Annotated in this window: 15 protein-coding genes; 12 read left to right on the forward strand and 3 right to left on the reverse strand. The window is 31.9% G+C overall.

The features are described from left to right. Positions 1–38: 38 nt before the first annotated feature. The 5 genes from VBY68_RS06055 (at position 39) to VBY68_RS06075 (ending at position 5,752) form a co-directional block, all read left to right on the forward strand. Complete coding sequence (locus VBY68_RS06055; RefSeq protein WP_415269216.1) at positions 39–1,961, forward strand: CocE/NonD family hydrolase; 1,923 nt, start codon at positions 39–41, stop codon at positions 1,959–1,961. A gap of 128 nt (positions 1,962–2,089) precedes the next feature. Beyond that, on the forward strand, positions 2,090–3,172 hold the full coding sequence (locus VBY68_RS06060; protein WP_415269217.1) for a serine hydrolase domain-containing protein: 1,083 nt from the start codon (positions 2,090–2,092) through the stop codon (positions 3,170–3,172). A 186-nt stretch (positions 3,173–3,358) separates the two neighbouring features. Then, on the forward strand, positions 3,359–4,168 hold the full coding sequence (locus tag VBY68_RS06065; protein WP_415269218.1) for an META domain-containing protein: 810 nt from the start codon (positions 3,359–3,361) through the stop codon (positions 4,166–4,168). A gap of 211 nt (positions 4,169–4,379) precedes the next feature. After that, positions 4,380–5,039, forward strand: a complete 660-nt coding sequence (locus VBY68_RS06070; protein WP_415269219.1) for an SDR family NAD(P)-dependent oxidoreductase — start codon at positions 4,380–4,382, stop codon at positions 5,037–5,039. A gap of 53 nt (positions 5,040–5,092) precedes the next feature. Then, positions 5,093–5,752 (forward strand): VOC family protein, encoded by a 660-nt coding sequence (locus VBY68_RS06075; RefSeq protein WP_415269220.1) that lies wholly within the window; start codon positions 5,093–5,095, stop codon positions 5,750–5,752. Positions 5,753–5,845: 93 nt separating this feature from the next. On the opposite strand, the gene VBY68_RS06080 is transcribed toward VBY68_RS06075, so the two are convergent. Then, positions 5,846–6,586 (reverse strand): SDR family oxidoreductase, encoded by a 741-nt coding sequence (locus VBY68_RS06080; protein ID WP_415269221.1) that lies wholly within the window; start codon positions 6,584–6,586, stop codon positions 5,846–5,848. A gap of 97 nt (positions 6,587–6,683) precedes the next feature. Between VBY68_RS06080 and VBY68_RS06085 the strand changes: the two genes are divergently transcribed. The 7 genes from VBY68_RS06085 (at position 6,684) to VBY68_RS06115 (ending at position 14,985) form a co-directional block, all read left to right on the forward strand. Next, the gene (locus VBY68_RS06085; RefSeq protein WP_099216059.1) at positions 6,684–7,028 is read left to right on the forward strand and encodes a winged helix-turn-helix transcriptional regulator; all 345 of its coding nucleotides are present in this window, start codon (positions 6,684–6,686) and stop codon (positions 7,026–7,028) included. Positions 7,029–7,237: 209 nt separating this feature from the next. Beyond that, entirely contained in the window at positions 7,238–7,783 is a 546-nt protein-coding gene (locus tag VBY68_RS06090) for a carboxymuconolactone decarboxylase family protein (RefSeq protein ID WP_415269222.1), read from the forward strand. A 61-nt stretch (positions 7,784–7,844) separates the two neighbouring features. After that, complete coding sequence (locus VBY68_RS06095) at positions 7,845–8,267, forward strand: nuclear transport factor 2 family protein (RefSeq protein WP_121146090.1); 423 nt, start codon at positions 7,845–7,847, stop codon at positions 8,265–8,267. A gap of 11 nt (positions 8,268–8,278) precedes the next feature. Continuing rightward, positions 8,279–9,166, forward strand: a complete 888-nt coding sequence (locus VBY68_RS06100; protein WP_415269223.1) for a helix-turn-helix domain-containing protein — start codon at positions 8,279–8,281, stop codon at positions 9,164–9,166. Positions 9,167–9,371: 205 nt separating this feature from the next. Next, positions 9,372–11,390, forward strand: coding sequence for a Vgb family protein (locus VBY68_RS06105; protein WP_415269224.1), 2,019 nt, complete (start codon positions 9,372–9,374; stop codon positions 11,388–11,390). Between the two features lie 199 nt (positions 11,391–11,589). Further along, a complete protein-coding gene (locus tag VBY68_RS06110; RefSeq protein WP_415269225.1) occupies positions 11,590–14,328 on the forward strand; it encodes an NB-ARC domain-containing protein in 2,739 nt (912 codons plus the stop codon). Between the two features lie 156 nt (positions 14,329–14,484). Next, positions 14,485–14,985, forward strand: a complete 501-nt coding sequence (locus tag VBY68_RS06115) for a hypothetical protein (protein ID WP_415269226.1) — start codon at positions 14,485–14,487, stop codon at positions 14,983–14,985. A 7-nt stretch (positions 14,986–14,992) separates the two neighbouring features. Here VBY68_RS06115 and aat read toward each other — a convergent pair whose 3' ends face one another. Both aat and VBY68_RS06125 read right to left on the reverse strand, forming a co-directional pair. After that, entirely contained in the window at positions 14,993–15,616 is a 624-nt protein-coding gene (gene aat / locus VBY68_RS06120) for a leucyl/phenylalanyl-tRNA--protein transferase (protein WP_415269227.1), read from the reverse strand. A 281-nt stretch (positions 15,617–15,897) separates the two neighbouring features. Beyond that, positions 15,898–17,277 carry a short-chain fatty acid transporter gene (locus tag VBY68_RS06125; RefSeq protein WP_415269228.1) on the reverse strand — a complete coding sequence of 460 codons (1,380 nt, stop codon included), beginning with the start codon at positions 17,275–17,277 and terminating at the stop codon, positions 15,898–15,900. Between the last annotated feature and the right edge of the window lies 1 nt (position 17,278).

Raw genomic sequence — 17,278 nt, forward strand, 5'->3', positions numbered from 1 at the left:
TTTTTTTACATTTACCTTCCATCTACTAAAAAACTATAATGAAAAAAAACTTACTTCTATTATTTATACTAGTAATCTCATTTGCTAGCTGCACAAAAAAAACAACAGCAAAGAAAGCTGAAAAGACAGAAAACACTTACGTAAAAGACCATTACACTAAAAAAGAGGTGAAAATTACAATGAGAGATGGCGTAAAACTTCATGCCACTATCTACTCACCAAAAGACACCAGTAAAGCCTACCCTATTCTACTACAACGTACTCCGTATAGTTGTCAACCTTATGGAGAAGATAAATTCAGAAAAAAAATTGGTCCAAACCCAGTTTTAATGAAAGAGGGTAACATTATCGTATATCAAGATGTTCGCGGACGTTGGATGAGTGAAGGAGTATACGACAACATGCGTGCATACATTCCAAATAAAACAGAAAAACAAACCGATGAAACTACAGATACCTATGACACTATTGATTGGTTAGTTAATAATGTAGCAAACAATAATGGTAAGGTAGGTACATGGGGAATTTCATATCCTGGTCACTACGCTACTGTTTCAACTATTGATGCACATCCAGCTTTAAAAGCTGCTTCACCACAAGCTTGTATTGGAGATTTCTTTTTTGATGATTTCCACCATAACGGAGCTTTCTTATTGAGCTACTTTAAAGCCATTTCTTTATTTGGTACATACAAAGATCAACCTACCGATTCAGCTTGGTACTCATTTCCTGATATGAAAACTCAAGACCAATATCAGTTTTTCTTAGATAAAGGACCTCTTAAAAACTTAAACGAATATTTTCAGTACGATAAGTTAGATACCAAAGTTGTTGAAAATAAAGAGCGTATTGATGATTTCTTTTGGAAAGAAATTGTAGAGCACCCTAATTATGACTCAGTATGGAAAAGTAAAGGAATCATTCAACATTTAGATAAAGTCCCTTCTACTGTAGCCACGATGATTGTTGGAGGTGAATTTGATGCTGAAGACTTGTATGGTCCATTAGAAACCTACAAAAACATTGAAAAAAATCAACCAAACAACTATAATACAATCGTTTTTGGACCTTGGGATCATGGCGGATGGTCTAGAAATAAAGTAGCTAACAAAGTTGGTAACTATTACTTTGGTGACTCAATCTCTTTAAAATTTCAAAAAGAGGTAGAAACCAAATTCTTCAATCACTTCTTAAAAGGTGATGGTTCTAAAAACTCAGGATTACCAGAAGCTTATGTTTTTGATACAGGTAAAAAAACGTGGAAATCTTACGATGCATGGCCACCAAAAAATGCTCAAAAACAAACATTTTTCCTTTCAGAAAACCAAGAATTAACAGCAACTCAAAAAGGAAATAACAAGGTTAGTTTTATTAGTGACATTAAGCGACCTGTACCTTATTCAGAAGATATTAAAACAGTATTTACTCCGCGTAAATATATGACAGATGATCAGCGTTTTGCTGCTCGTAGACCTGATGTACTCGTTTATGAAACAGATGTTTTAACCGAAGACTTTACACTTGCAGGTGATATTTTAGCAAAATTACAAGTAGCTACCACTGGTTCTGCTGCCGATTGGATTGTTAAAGTTGTTGATGTGCATCCTGCTGATCTAAAAAATGACAACAAAGAAATGCAACCACATTTAAAACTGAGCAACTATCATTTAATGGTACGTAGTGAAGTAATGCGTGGACGTTTTAGAAACAGTTTTTCAAATCCAGAACCATTTACTCCAAATAAGAAAACAGCTGTAAATATTAAACTACAAGATGTTTTTCATACGTTTAAAAAGGGACACAAAGTACAAATACAAGTGCAAAGCACTTGGTTTCCTTTAATTGACTTGAATCCTCAAACCTATGTAGACAATATTTACAAAGCAGACGAAAAAGACTTTAAAACACAAACACATTCTGTATTTACAGACTCTAGTATAGAGTTTACAGTCTTAAAATAATAGCAAACTTTTTCCATTTAAAAACTTACAATACTTAAGAGTATTGTGAGTTTTTTTTATGCTCTTTTAGCTATTTCTGTCTTAAATTTTAATTCTACTACCTCTAATAACAAAACTCTCAGCACAAAATGAAAAAAATAATCATTCTAACAGTTTTCATTCTTTTTAATAGTTGTAATTCAAAAAATACTAAGCCTTTAACTACAGAGAAAATAAACAACATTGTAAACAAAGAGGTGAATAATTTTTTAAAACCTCCATATACCTCTTTATCTTGTGTTCTATACATAGATGGAGTATCACATCAATTTCACTTCGGTGAGTTAATTGATAAAAGTAAAGCAACCAATGAAACCCTATATGAAATAGGGTCTTTAACCAAAACCTATACAGGGTTATTACTTTCTCAAGCTGATTATGATAAAAAAGTTAATCTTGAAAATAACATACAAACATATCTACATGACAGTTACCCTAACTTAAAACTACACAATAATACTCCTATAACCTTACGTCATTTAATAACTCATACTTCTGGACTTCCTCTCAACATTAATTGTACAGACAACAATGCTCCTGTAGAAGAACAAATTAAATGTTTTGAGTCTTTTACCAAAGAAGATTTCTTTACCAAATTAAAAAACATAAAACTAACTCACGCAACCGGAAAAGATTATAACTATTCAAATGCCGGAGTACAACTTGTTGGATATATATTAGAAAACGTTTATCAGTTATCTTTTCAAGAACTATTAGAAAAATACGTTTTCTTTCGCTCAAAAGAACAACAAACAAGCTATAACACAAACAACAAGCTTCCTGTTTTAAAAGGCATGAATAATGAACAACAACCTATGCCTTTAATAAACAGTTTTTACAAGCATGCAGGAAGTTTGGTTTCCTCTACAAGCTCAATACAAAACTACCTTAAAATGTATTTAGAAAGTAATAATCCAGTTATAAAACAAGCCATGAATAAGTTAGCTGATAACAACCAACATGGTAGAGCCTATGCTTGGAATACTTATAATTATGATAGCCACAAAAAAATGCTTTATCATAATGGCGGAACTTTTGGTCATTCTTCTTGGGCTGCTCTTTACCCTAACCAGAAAGTTGGCATTTTTTTAGTAACAAATATTATTAATAATCAATCTCAAGGTGATTTAAACGAGCTTTCTAACAAAATAATTGATAAAGTTATGGAGTAACGCAACCTTTTTACAGTCTATACATCTATTTTAAAACATACAGACTATAAAGCAAATAAACCTCTCACTCAACTAACACATAAACAACTGAACAACAACACAAAACAACTAAAAACATCAATATTTACCAATTACAAATATTAAAATATTCCCCTATATTTAACATACTATAAAACAAGCTTACTTATGAAAAACCTTATACCTATACTTCTTAGTGCCTGCATAGCAATTTCAGCATGTTCTAATAAAAAAGATAAAAAAACTCCTATAAACAAAACAGTTACTACTGATTCTGTTCAAAAAACATCAATTGCAACTTCGAAAAAAACAATTACTGATGCTTATTTCAAAGCACATGGAGTTGAACCTTTTTGGAACTTAACCATTTCTGATAACATGATTAAGCTAAAAACACTTCATGATTCAGATTCTATTATTATACCGCATACAGAACCTATCTATGCTCAAGACAGTAATGTAAAAATGTATAATTTACAAACTGAATTAGCTGAGGTTCGTATTCAAATTAATCAAATGGAATGTATCAATGCTATGTCTGGTAAATCATTCCCTTACTCAGTAACTATTAACTATAAAAAAGAAAAAGATACTGATTACACTACCTTAGAAGGGTGTGGGCAATACATCACCAACTATCGATTACACGATATCTGGGCATTAGAAGAATTAAATGGTACAAAGGTTAGTAAAGAAGATTTCGGAAAAGAATTACCATATATAGAAATAAATACTGTTAAAAACACCTTTATGGGAACTTCAGGGTGTAACAGAGTTACAGGTAAACTTTTTTCTGAAAGAGAAAGAATTCGATTTACTAATATTGCCTCAACAGAAATGTTATGCCTTAAAGGAGGCAAAAAAGAACAAGAATTTACTAAAGCCCTAGCAAGTACCATTTCTTATAAAATAGCAAACAACCGACTAACGCTTTTAAATCCTGATAAAACCTTGTTAGTATTTAAAAAAGTTGATTAATAATTACAAAAACTCTCAATAACATATTGGGAGTTTTTTATTTTCAATACCCAACAAAAACAAATCATCAAAGTAATTATATAACTCTTTTGCTAATGGTATTCATAGCTAAAAACTATAGAAACCTATAAAATAACTATGCTATTACCTCCCTAACAGGTATAATTTTCAATAGGTTTGATACACTAACACTTTAAAAACCTAACCGATAATGAAAACTGGAATAATAACTGGGTGCAGTAGAGGAATTGGATTTGCTATTGCTAATCTATTAACTGAAAACCTCAACTATAAAATTATTGGAACCTCTACTTCTGGAAACTCTCCAATTACAAAGTCAAATTTTGAAGCCTATCAGCTAAATCTTTCAAAAAGTGATTCCATAGATAATTTTATAAAAAAGATTGAAAACACCAAGATTGACTTTCTTATTAACAATGCTGGTATCTTATTAGAAAACTGGAACGATGCATCCATAAACATGGAACAATTAAAACAAACGTTTAATGTAAATTTATTTGGAACAATTGAATTAACCGAAAAATTAATTACTAACTTTAAAAGAGGTGGACAAATAGTTAACATTACATCTGACTGGGGTTCTTTTAGCGAAAAGAATTTTGATGAATTTCAACCTCATTATAAAATGTCAAAAGCTGCTTTGAATATGTACACAAAACTATTAGCTAAAAGACTCGAAAAACAACAAATAATTGTTTCTGCTCTTGACCCTGGATGGACACAAACCGATATGGGAGGAAATGAAGCTTCTAGAAAACCTAACGATGTTGCAACAGATGTTAGAAATTTAATAACTAACAATTCTAAGAGTGGATATTTTTGGCATCAAGGAAATATCAGAGAATGGTAAAACATTATGCTTTTACTTAATTAAAGTTAATTCAAAATTTAAAAGCTACCAAGATGACATTAAACGAGATTGAAATTAAAACAACTGATATAAAACCTGTTAAGGCTTTTTATAAAAATATCATGGAGCTTCCAACTACACAGATTGATAATAAATCGATATGTGTCAAAGCTGGTACATCCTATTTAAAATTCATAGAAGACTCTGAAAAAAACTTACCCGCATATCATTTAGCTTTTAACATCCCCAAAAACAAATTGCAAGAAGCTATTAACTGGTCAACAAACAAGTTTGATTTTATAAAAAAAGAAAATGAGGAATTCATTACCAACTTCGAGAATTGGAATGCCTATTCAGTATATTTTTTTGATGCCGTTGGAAATATATTAGAGTTTATTGCTCGACACGATTTGGATAATGCTACTACAACGCAGTTCAATAGCAATCAAATCTTAAATATAAGTGAGTTTGGAATTGTTAAAGACCAACCTGATGTTTATGGAAAATATTTAATTGACACCTATGGACTACATCTATTCGAAAAAAATCATAATAGTGAAACATTTACAGCTATTGGCGATGACAACGGATTATTAATCATCGTTAAAACTAACAGAAACTGGTATCCTACTCAAACCCCTTCTAAAGCTAGTTGGGCAAACATTAAATTGAGCTACTCAGGCACCGAAACAATTTTAAAGATAAGAGAGTAACGTACTAAACATTTTCCCTTATAAACAATATAAACAGGCTAAAAGCCCATTTATATATGTCCTCTTGCATAAGCAATTATTGGTATTTAAAAATTAAAGCGACGTTCCACCATCAACAATAATTTTCTCATTTCTTAAAACTTGTGATTTATCTGAAAGTAGAAATTCAACAATTGGAGCAATATCTGTTGGCTGAACAATTCTACCAATAGGAGAAGTACTTGAAAAATGCTCTAAAAGATTGTCAATAGCCTCATCACTCATCCCAGATTTTTTCTGAATTGGACTCTCTGTAACTCCTGGACTCACCACATTTACCCTAATTCCTTTATCTGCAAGTTCAATATTTAAAACTCTTGCTATACTTTCCAAAGCAGCTTTACTAGCTGTGTATACACTTGTATTAGAAAAAGATTTAAAAACAACAATAGAAGTATTTAAAACAACACTTGAAGGGTTTTTAAGAATTGGAATAAATTTTTGAACTGTAAAAAAAGCTCCTTTAAAATTAATGTTCATTGTTTCATCAAATAGTTGTTCAGAAGTTTCTTCAAAACTAGAAGCTTTAAAAATACCTGCGTTTACAAACAATCCATCAATCTTTCCAAACTCATTTTTAACTTTAGCTACTAAATTATCAATCTCAACTAATGAAGATGTATCTGATAAAACACCTACTGAATTATTCCCTAAATCAGCAACAGCTTTATCTAAATTCTCTTTTGTTCTTCCTGTTATTATTACTCTATAATTTAAACTTAACAAGTATTCTGCACAAGCAAAACCAATCCCTGATGTTCCACCTGTAATTACTATAATTTTATTATTCATCATATGTTTTTTTTGCAAAATTGGCGAATAACTTTACATTTGACAAGTACTTACCTTTTGGTAAGTAACTGACCTACAAGTCGGAAAAATGTATTTTTATATGAAAACAGAAGAAAAAATAATTGAAAAAAAATATCAGCAAGCTAAAGAGTGTCCAATAACCATATTTATGGAACAAATTGGAGGAAAATGGAAACCTGTAATCATTTGGCTTTTACTTTTAAACGAAGTAATGAGGTTTAACGAACTAGATAAAGCTATTGATGGTATTAGTCAAAAAATGTTATCTCAACAATTAAAAGACCTCGAAAAATTAAACATAGTAAATAGGAAAGTATATCCCGTAATCCCTCCTAAAGTTGAGTACAGCCTAACTAAAAAAGGAAAATCTTTAAAAGAAAACTTAACTATGATAATGGAGTGGAGTAAAAAAAACCTAAGATAAACTTCACAAACTAAAATACTATTAGTCAAGCTACCACAGCTCTTATTTTTCTGTGTTAAAAACACATTCATTATAATAACTTCTATACAATAAAAGCCTTTGTTAAGAAAATTATCCATTCATTAACGATAATTATCCATTTTAAACCATTGCTTTCTTCATCAACTTTGTAACGTCAATATTGACATACAATTTTAATAATAGAAAAAATGGAAAATATAACTGCAACAGGATTTAACGTTCCTACAAGAAATGAAGTATCTCAAACCAATAAAGAGATATTTGACAGTTTAAACAACGCATTAGGTTTTGTACCAAACTTATATGCAACTATAGGGTATTCAAACAATGGTTTAAAAAGATTTTTAGACTATCAAAATGCTAAAACATCTTTAACCAATAAAGAAAAAGAAGCTGTAAACCTTATTGTTAGTCAAGTAAATGAGTGTATCTATTGTCAAAGTGCACATTTAGTACTGGGGAAAATGAATGGATTTAATGATGAACAATTATTAAATATCAGAAAAGGAGGAAGTGAAAACGCGAAACTAAATGCATTGGTAAAATTAGCGGCTGATATTACTCAAAACAGAGGTAGAGCTAAAAATGAAAATGTAGAAGACTTCTTTGCTCAAGGGTATACTAAAGAAAACCTTGTAGATCTAATACTACAAGTGAGTGATAAGACAGCTATGAACTATTTACACAACCTTACTAAGGTACCTGTAGATTTTCCTTTAGCTGAAACTATTTAAATAAATAAAGGAAATATGATTTTCATATTTCCTTTATTTTCAACCTTCAACCTATTTAGAAATGAATCAAGAAGAAAAAAAATATCCGCTCCCACCATTTACTTTTGAATCTGCACTTGAAAAAGTACAAAAAGCAGAAGACGCATGGAACTCCAAAGATCCAATACAGGTATCAAAAGCATACACCATAGATTCTGAATGGAGAAACAGAACACAATTTATTAATGGACGAGAAGAAATTGTTACCTTTTTAACCAAAAAATGGGAAGAAGAAAAGCATTATAAACTAAAAAAAGAGCTTTGGGGTTTTAGAGGAAATAGAATGGCTGTTAGATTCGAGTATGAATTTCAAGATAAAAACGACCAATGGTACAGAGCATACGGTAACGAACTTTGGGAGTTTAATGAAAATGGACTTATGCAAAAACGCTATGCCAGTATAAACGATTTAAAAATTGCAGAAAACGAAAGAAAACTTATATAAAACATTCTATCATGATGCAAAACAACAACTTCACCCTCATTAATTCGCAAACGGGAAATCTTGCATTTAAAATATATCATTTAGAAAAAGGAAATCCTTTTGATCATATTCAAAGACTAAATTATTATTCGCTTATTTGGATACAAAAGGGTAAAGGAATACTCAAAGCTGATTTTTCCGAATACGATTTTAATGAGAATACGTTGTTGTCTTTTTCACCTTATCAACCGTTTATCCTTTGTGCTAAAACAGATATCAGTGGCGTAATAATTCATTTTCATCCTGATTTTTTCTGTATTCACAAACATCATAAAGACGTTGCTTGTCATGGAGTCCTATTTAATAATATTTACAGTTCGCCAATGGTTCAAGTTGAAGAAAAAACTACTGCTAATTTTGAAATGATAATAGAACAGTTCAAAGACGAAATAAAAAAGTCAGCTTTAGCTCAATATGAATTATTAATCTCCTATTTAAAAATATTTTTAATAACAGCTTCAAGACTAAAAACGGCACAACAAACCAAAGAAAACACAGCAACAAATAATACCGAAGAAACCCCTTTCATTTTACAGAATTTAAAGAATTACATTGAAACACATTACAAAACAAAACATTCTGCTAATGAATATGCTAAAATGCTAGCAATTACACCAAAAGCTTTAACAAAGCTCACCAAAACCCACTTCAACAAAACTTTAACCAACTTAATCTCAGAACGCATCATTATTGAAGCTAAAAGAGAGTTATACCTAACCAATAAAACTATCAAAGAAATTGCATATGAGTTAGGCTATGATGACCAATACTATTTCAGTAGGTTTTTCAAAAAAAACGTAGATATATCTCCACAACTTTACAGAGAAACCGTTGGCTTTAATAAAGCTTCAGCTGGTTAAAAGAATCAAACTGCTTAAGCTTTTATTTTATACTTTAAAAAAGCACTTTTATTCCTTAATATTACTACATAAGAACATCAATAGTACATATATAAATTAGTTATTAGTAATTTGAAAATGTTTTGCCATTAAACTCACGTGTTAGAATCTACTGACAATTTAATCGCTAAAACAATTTTTTTCAACATTAAAACTAACTAAAGCTATGTCTAATCAAACCACTATTAAAGGAGATGTATCATTTAACCAATCTAATAATGTTACTGCAATTGTAAAATTATGGGAAGCAAACAATAAAGATGCTATTGGTGAGCATATCATTTCACCTGAAGCAAAAGGTAAATTCACCATAAAAGCAACTCCTAAATCAAAAAACACTGTTCTCTACATCACTGCCGAACTACACGACTCCAAAGTAGTACTACTCTCTGTACTATCTCCTAATTTTAAAGAGAAGATTACAAAGAATGGAATTGTCATAAATGAATTAACTACAGTAGCATCTGCTTTTACCTGTGCTCAGTTTTTTAACGGGCTTCAGTTAACCGGAAATCTACATGGAATCAAAATTGCCGCTAAAAACACTCCTAACCTTATCAATCCTGTAACAGGAACGTATGGAGAGGTATTAATGGATCCTTTCAACATCACACAAAACGAAACACTAGCGCGATTAAATACATTAGCAGCATTAATCACAGCCTACGGCACGGTAGAAGTTGAAGGATACGACTGGAAGAAAAACTTCATGAAGTACTCAACACCTTTAGGAGGTAAAAAACCTCAAAATACTGCCGAAGCTATGATTGATATTGCCCAATCTCCTTGGTTGCATCCAACAGGTTTATTTCATCTTTTTGACAAAGCCTATCCATCACCAAAAGATGGTTTTCCTGCTAAACCTGACAGTAAAGTTTCTGTTAGTAGACGCAATGCTCCTTTTCTACCTTATTTAAGTTTTGCTCCAGAAGATTTTGCTATGATTTTAGCCTTTGGTCAAGGAGGAATCTGCGCACCGGGAAAACTTTCTCTTGATAAAGAAGGAAACTTATGGACAGGTTTAAACTGGATGCCTGGATCACAAAATGGCGTGTACCAAGGTATTGGTGGCGGACTCGTTAAGTTGGACTCCACAGGTAAATTAGTATCACCTCCTGTTACTGGTTATACAGGAATGGGTGTTGATGGTGCCGGCTGGGGTACGGCTGTGACCAAAGACGATACCTGTTGGGTATCGAGTTTTAACGGTTCTATTGGAGTGTATAGACTAAAAGATGGCTCACCAATCGTTGAAAAAGTCCCAGAACACTTAGCTGAAGCCTTAAATGAAATTGGAGGCTTGCAAGGTATTGGAGTAGCTCCGAATGGTGATGTTTGGATTGTTGGAACCTCATCTAACATCATACTTCATTTTCCTGATGGTGACCTTACTAAGGGTAGAGTTGTTATAAATGAAGAACTCAATGAATCTCTTTCTGCTCCGTTTGCAGCTTCTATAGATACTAACAATCGTGTATGGATTAGTAATACCAACGGTGTATCGCTGGTTCGTTATTCTCCTTCTGAAAAAAACAGACCTGTAGAACGTTTTATTCTTGCCGGTGGCGGACGCGGTGTTGCTTTGGATTCTAAAGGAAATTGTTGGGTAGCCTGTAATACGAGTCCAGACTTTCCTCATACCACTACTACAGACGGCGTTTCTATTATTGAAGGATTTGCGCTTGGATATCCACACTTACAACAAACAGTGGGGCGCAAACATAAAACAGGTTCCGTTTTTATGATTCCTGCGGATGCTAAACCTATAGACACCATTGATAAAATTACCCACGAATCTAATTTAACACCTTACGGAGATGGTGAGCTAAACGCACCTTGGGGAGTATCTATTGATGGGAATGATGATGTTTGGGTTGCCAACTTTATGGGAAGAGGCGTATCGTTTATGGCAGGTGCTTCACCAACTGGACGTACCGAAGATTTTACTACAGGAGAGGTGATTCACACCATTCATTCGGGTAGTATACAAATGCTGACCGATGTAGTTGTTGACCAAGCAGGAAACCTTTGGTGTGCCAATAACTGGAACTTACCTCAAACGGTAATGGAAGCAAAACCTGACCCTGCCTATTCTACTTGGGGTGGTGGCTCTGGGGTCGTAGTGGTTTACGGAATTGCCAAACCTGCTCAAACTCCGCTTGCTGGTCCTGTGAGTGCTGTTTAAAGCCTATAATACTAAATAAGCGTCTTTAAAACAGACGCTTATTTAACTAACCCTATTGAATTAAACTCTTAGTACTCTTTTATTTTTTATATTTGGATAAAAAAGTGCTATTATACCTCCATATCATTCGTATAAAAACACTAAAAGCACTTATATAAACAAGTTAGCAAAAATTAAAAAAACACCCCAGAAATCAAGAATGTCAAGACTTAGGGAACATTTTATAAATACATTCGCTACAGAAATAAGTAGTCTGAATGGAACAGATTTTGAATATTTATGTAAACCATTAATGCACTTAATTCTAAAAGATGATATTTTACACAAAGGGCATAACCTTTATGGTAAACCAGTAGGATATACCGCAGATTTTATAGCTGACGATTACAAAGTAATAGGACAATGTGGAACAGAACCAAATTATTTTTCTGATTTTTCAAAACCTATTCACGACATTGATAGGTGCATTATAAACCATTCAAAATGTAAAACCGTTTATTTATTTGCCAATCAAAGAGCTAGTGGAGGAAAATTAACGAAACTAGATGCTGAAATAACAAAAAAGAATTATTCTCAAACAATTGAAATTTATGATTCAGAAAAACTAGCGAATATCGTTATTGATAATATTACTAATTCATCAAAAGTTGAAGAAGTTCTTAATTATCTTCCTAAAACATTTGAGTATTATAAAATTCTACCTCAAACCAATAAACTTCCTTCTTTCAAAAATAAATATCACTCAAGAAATGAGGAGAATGTGCTTATTAACAAACTAGCGAATCAAGATTTCATTCAAATTTATGGTATAAGTGGAATTGGTAAATCAGAATTATCAATAAGTATAGGAGAAAAATTAAAAGAAAATTTTGATAGTGTAATTTGGGTTGATGGAGACGAAATAAATGAGGATAATTTATCATTAACTTCAATTCAAATTTCAAAATTTAAAAACAAACTTAATCTTAACTTTTTTCTGCAAGAATTTAAAGTATTGTTGATTGTAGACAATTTAAACTCAAATGTCTTAGAATTTATTGAATTATTCAAATCAATAAATAAAAAGAAATCAAAATGCATTATAACGTCATTACAACGTGATTTAAGTAATAGCGATTCTTTTGCTTTAGCTTTTCTAGACGACCAAATTGCAAAAGACATTCTATTAAATACAAGTACAGTACCGACAACAGACCAAATAGATATAATTCTAAATGAAATAAAGGGATACCCTCTTGTTTTAAATCTCATTAAATCAAGTATAGAAGTTGATGAGTTTACTTGGGAAGATATCATCAACGAAATTGACACATTAAAAGATTTTACAGATTCTAAAAATCAAAAGCTATCAAAAAGAATAATTGGCAAATTCCTTGAATCATTTCAAAAAGAACTTCAATGGATTAGTGCTTTAGGTAGTAGAAAAATTAGTAGACATTTTCTGTTACATTTAATAGGTAAAAGAGGAATTATTCAACTTGAAAAAAGGTCACTTATTCACATCCGAGATTTATATTTTTATGACATTCATCAGTTAATCTTGGATTCAATAATTTCAGAGGTTGGAAGCATTGACCAAATTACTATTCAAGAAGGTTTGAAAGATTATCTATTTCAAAATAACGAAATAAAATCAATTGGATATTTCAACTTTATGCTAACACATAATGATTTTGTTAATGACATATTTAATAAATTATCATCTAATTCAGAATTAAGAAAAATAATACTGTATGCCTTCATTCAAACAAGAGATTCATTTAATTCACCTGAATGGTTCATTAAACAGCTTAAAACAATAGATTTTAGTATTGATGATAACTATTATGATTTATTACTCTTTATTGAATTAGCTGAAATTGAATTATTTCAAATAGAGAAAAAAAGTAAAGATTATAGCTCAAAATGCAATGAAATAATAGAAAGTTTAAAACCAATTCTTAATCATAATCCATCGATAAAATATAAAACACTTTTATTACATCATTTAGGAAAATTCTACCTAAAAAATGGAAATGATGAAGAGGCAGAAAAATATTTTCAAAAAGTTATAAACTTAGATTCCGAAGCAGATTATTGCCGCTTACAATTAGCTCGTTTATATGCAAATCAAAAGAAATTAGATAAATGTGAGACAGAAATAAATTTTGTTCTCGATAAGGAAATAGAATTATCAAAACAGTCGTTAGCTATATTGCTTTCGTTTTATGAGCTTTTGTCAAAACATGAATTAGGCAAATTGAGAACAAAGTTTATAGATAGAAATCTCGATACATTCGTTCAGATAATTCTTAATTCTATTGACTCTAGCTTCGAGCAAACTTATCGTGTAATCGAAAAATTATCTAGCCATTTAAGCTATATGCTTAGAGACACCTACACCGAAATTTGTGATATGCTGCCTTTTCCATCTAATATAGACGAAAACAGAGGGCTTAGATTTGCATTTGCGAAAATAAAACTCAGCCAATACAAGTTATTAAAATACTCAGAGAATCCGGATAAGAACAAAATGGACACAATATTTGATACGTCTTTGAAATATTTTAAAACTATTGATTTTGATAATGATTTTGAAAGAAAGCAATTATTGAACTTATACATTGCTTCAGGAGATTTTGAATCGGCTTTTGATTTCACACAAGAATATGAGAAAAAAGAGGACCCTTTTTATTTACAAACCCTTTGCAAAATAGAAAGAGGTAGAAATAATTTAAATGAATCTTTAAAGGCAATTGATTTAGCAATTAGTAATGGTATTAACTTAAAGTCATTTTTTAAAGCTGCTTTTTTAAATGATAAAGCAGAAACTCTCTTTGAAATGAAAAATAAAGAATGTATCGCTGTACTTAATGAAGCAATAGAACTACAGAATACAGAAAAGACTAAAGATACTTGGAACAATAAATTAAACAATTGGAAAGAAGAACTTAAATAACTTTTGCTAACAATGTATAACCGCAATTACAGCGGATTCGACTACGTTCGAATCCACTCGGAATTGCTAAAGTCTGTGCTAAACCAAAAATAAACGCTAATTTACCCCGTAACTGACGGTTATACGAGACCGTTGTAACCAATTTCGTCCATACACATGACTAAGAAACTAAAAAATGATTTAATAGTAATAATTATATTATTTATCGGAGCATTGTATTTGTTTCTAAACCCTGGAAAAATAAATGAAACCGAACTTAAACAAATCGCAGGAATATTAGAAAAAAAACCTGAATTATGTGAGGATTGTGGAAATATGGGAGACAATAATATTCGATTCAAATTAAGAACACATCCATTTGAATTTGACATTGAGGGTTATTCTTATGACAATATTAATAACAAAGAAAAATTTCTATCATTAAAAAAAGGAGAACCACTAATAATTTTAGTTAGAAAAGAAAGAACAACAAGAGAGAAAATCAATCGTGATATTGATTGTTTTGATATTCGCTCTCCAAATGGTTTAATTTATTTAAAAGTATCAGAAGTCAACAAATACTACAATAACTCTTGGAAATTAATTTTATCTATTGGTTTTCTGTTTATAATAATTGTATTGTTGAAGAAAATAAAAATAAAAAAAATTGAAAACTAAATATCATTTATAACCACTTCAAAAACTCCTCTCTAGGAATTTCTCTCGCGCCTAAACTTGCTAGATGGTCGTTATATACTTGACAATCGATGAGTTTGTAGCCTCCCTTTTGTGCTAAATGGATAAATGCAACTTTGCTCATATTACTTACTTTGCTAAACATGCTTTCGCCACAAAACACCCCGTTTCCTAAATCTACTCCGTACAAACCTGCAACTAATTTATCATCCATCCATACCTCAATAGATTTTGCATAGCCTTTGTCGTGTAGGTTTATGTAAGCATCTTCCATTTCATCGGTAATCCAAGTACCTAATTGATCAAAACGATTGATGTGTCGGCAATTAAAAATAACATCGTCAAAAGCCTTATTTTCCGTTATCGTAAAACCGCCTTTTCGCAATACCTGTTTCATCGATTTGGAAATCTTCACTTCCTCAGGAAACAACACCATACGCTCCCATGGAGAATACCAAACAATCGGTTCCCCTTCATTAAACCATGGAAAAATTCCATGTTGGTAGGCATACACCAATCGCTCAACCGATAAATCACCGCCCAAAGCCAGTAAACCATCATCAGTAGCCAACTCATACGGAGGAAACTCTATTTTTTCAGAAAGCCAAATCATTCGTTACATTCTTTTTTACAAAAATACTATATCCTTGAATTCAACATAAAAGTTTTATTAATAAAACGAAGTATAGTCACCATCAGCGAAGTTCGCTGGCATTTCCTCAACATAACGGAACCTTCAGCGAAGCTCGCTGACATTTCCTCAACACAACTAAACCATCAGCGAAGCTCGCTGACGTTTCCTCAACACAACGAAACCATCAGCGAAGCTCGCTGACGTTTTCTCAACGCAACGGAACCTTCAGCGTGACGCGCTGGCATTTCCTCAATAAATTCTTAAAACAAGGTAAGTCCTAACAAATAAATTACGCTACCTACCACCATTGCAATTAACGTGTAGGGTAAAATTTCTTTTGCTTTTAGTTTTGTAATTCCTAATAAGGGTAATGCCCAGAAAGGCTGTAACATGTTAGTTATTTGGTCTCCGTATGCTAATGCCATAATTGCCTTAGGTAACGGAACTCCTAATTTTAATGCACTTTCTACCACAATAGGACCTTGTACAACCCACTGTCCTCCCCCACTCGGTACAAAAACATTGACCAAACCAGCACTAAAAAAAGTAAATATGGGTAAGGTAGTTGCAGTTGCTATCGACACAAAAAAATCAGAAATTAAAGTAACCATACCGGTACTTTTCATCACCCCCATAATACCAAAATACAACGGAAACTGAATTAAAATTCCAGAAACATCACTAATTGATTCTCCCACAGCATTAGTAAACTTTTTAAAACTTCCGTGTAGCATAATTCCCAACCCTAACATAAAAAAGTTAATCAGGTTAGGCGTAATTTTTAACTGCTGAATGTCTGCCCAATAACGATAACCAAACGCTACTAAAATCAACACACCAAAAGCAATGGCTAACCATTGAGAACTATCTAGTTTTTCTGCTTGGGTACTAACCTTTTCATCAGTATGCATTTTATATTCTGGTAAATTAATCGCTGTAGGAGTTGCTTTCTTCCCTAAAAAATAAAAGGTTGCCGATACCGCAGCTACTACCACGAAAAAAATCAGCAAATTCCACCAACTAAAAATCGTTTGAGAATAATCAATCACATCAGGTATTTGAGCTAAAACCTCATCCGAAGAAACCGATTGCATAATACTTTTTATATGTCCGCTCTCGTTAATTTTTATCGGTGCAGAACCTGAAATTCCACCATGCCAAACCATCAATCCCATATAACCCGCCGCTCCAATAATTGGATAATTTAGTTTGATATTATGTTGTTGTGCATGTTCTGCTACTTTACGTGCCAACAAAGCACCAAAAATGAGTCCTAATCCCCAATTAAAAAAAGCTACCAACATGGTAGTACAACTTACAATAGCTGCACTGTTTGCTGTGTTGGTACAGAATTTTGTTACTTTTAAAATTAAATTACTCACAGGCTTACTCAACACCAATACATGCCCTAATACCAAAATCAACATCATTTGGTAAGCAAAAACGAGTAACCCGTTAGACCAAATTCCGTTTTCCCAAAATTGCAAAACCTCTAAAGAATAGGTAACTACAGAGCTTTCTTCTGGTTTTGTAAAAAACAGTGCTAATAAAAGTGTTACGAGCGTTAATAATATGGCGATAGTAAAAGGTGAGGGTAAATATTTTTTAAAAACATTTTCTATAACCTGCGTAATTTTCATA

It is taken from the genome of Tenacibaculum ascidiaceicola (assembly GCF_047470925.1).
GTDB lineage: Bacteria > Bacteroidota > Bacteroidia > Flavobacteriales > Flavobacteriaceae > Polaribacter > Polaribacter discolor.

Bases quoted from the DNA above. Each gene is read 5' to 3' on its own strand.
- VBY68_RS06055 (WP_415269216.1), top strand. From the start codon at position 39: ATGAAAAAAAACTTACTTCTATTATTTATACTAGTAATCTCATTTGCT.
- VBY68_RS06060 (WP_415269217.1), top strand. From the start codon at position 2,090: ATGAAAAAAATAATCATTCTAACAGTTTTCATTCTTTTTAATAGTTGT.
- VBY68_RS06065 (WP_415269218.1), top strand. From the start codon at position 3,359: ATGAAAAACCTTATACCTATACTTCTTAGTGCCTGCATAGCAATTTCA.
- VBY68_RS06070 (WP_415269219.1), top strand. From the start codon at position 4,380: ATGAAAACTGGAATAATAACTGGGTGCAGTAGAGGAATTGGATTTGCT.
- VBY68_RS06075 (WP_415269220.1), top strand. From the start codon at position 5,093: ATGACATTAAACGAGATTGAAATTAAAACAACTGATATAAAACCTGTT.
- VBY68_RS06080 (WP_415269221.1), bottom strand. From the start codon at position 6,586: ATGATGAATAATAAAATTATAGTAATTACAGGTGGAACATCAGGGATT.
- VBY68_RS06085 (WP_099216059.1), top strand. From the start codon at position 6,684: ATGAAAACAGAAGAAAAAATAATTGAAAAAAAATATCAGCAAGCTAAA.
- VBY68_RS06090 (WP_415269222.1), top strand. From the start codon at position 7,238: ATGGAAAATATAACTGCAACAGGATTTAACGTTCCTACAAGAAATGAA.
- VBY68_RS06095 (WP_121146090.1), top strand. From the start codon at position 7,845: ATGAATCAAGAAGAAAAAAAATATCCGCTCCCACCATTTACTTTTGAA.
- VBY68_RS06100 (WP_415269223.1), top strand. From the start codon at position 8,279: ATGATGCAAAACAACAACTTCACCCTCATTAATTCGCAAACGGGAAAT.
- VBY68_RS06105 (WP_415269224.1), top strand. From the start codon at position 9,372: ATGTCTAATCAAACCACTATTAAAGGAGATGTATCATTTAACCAATCT.
- VBY68_RS06110 (WP_415269225.1), top strand. From the start codon at position 11,590: ATGTCAAGACTTAGGGAACATTTTATAAATACATTCGCTACAGAAATA.
- VBY68_RS06115 (WP_415269226.1), top strand. From the start codon at position 14,485: ATGACTAAGAAACTAAAAAATGATTTAATAGTAATAATTATATTATTT.
- aat (WP_415269227.1), bottom strand. From the start codon at position 15,616: ATGATTTGGCTTTCTGAAAAAATAGAGTTTCCTCCGTATGAGTTGGCT.
- VBY68_RS06125 (WP_415269228.1), bottom strand. From the start codon at position 17,277: ATGAAAATTACGCAGGTTATAGAAAATGTTTTTAAAAAATATTTACCC.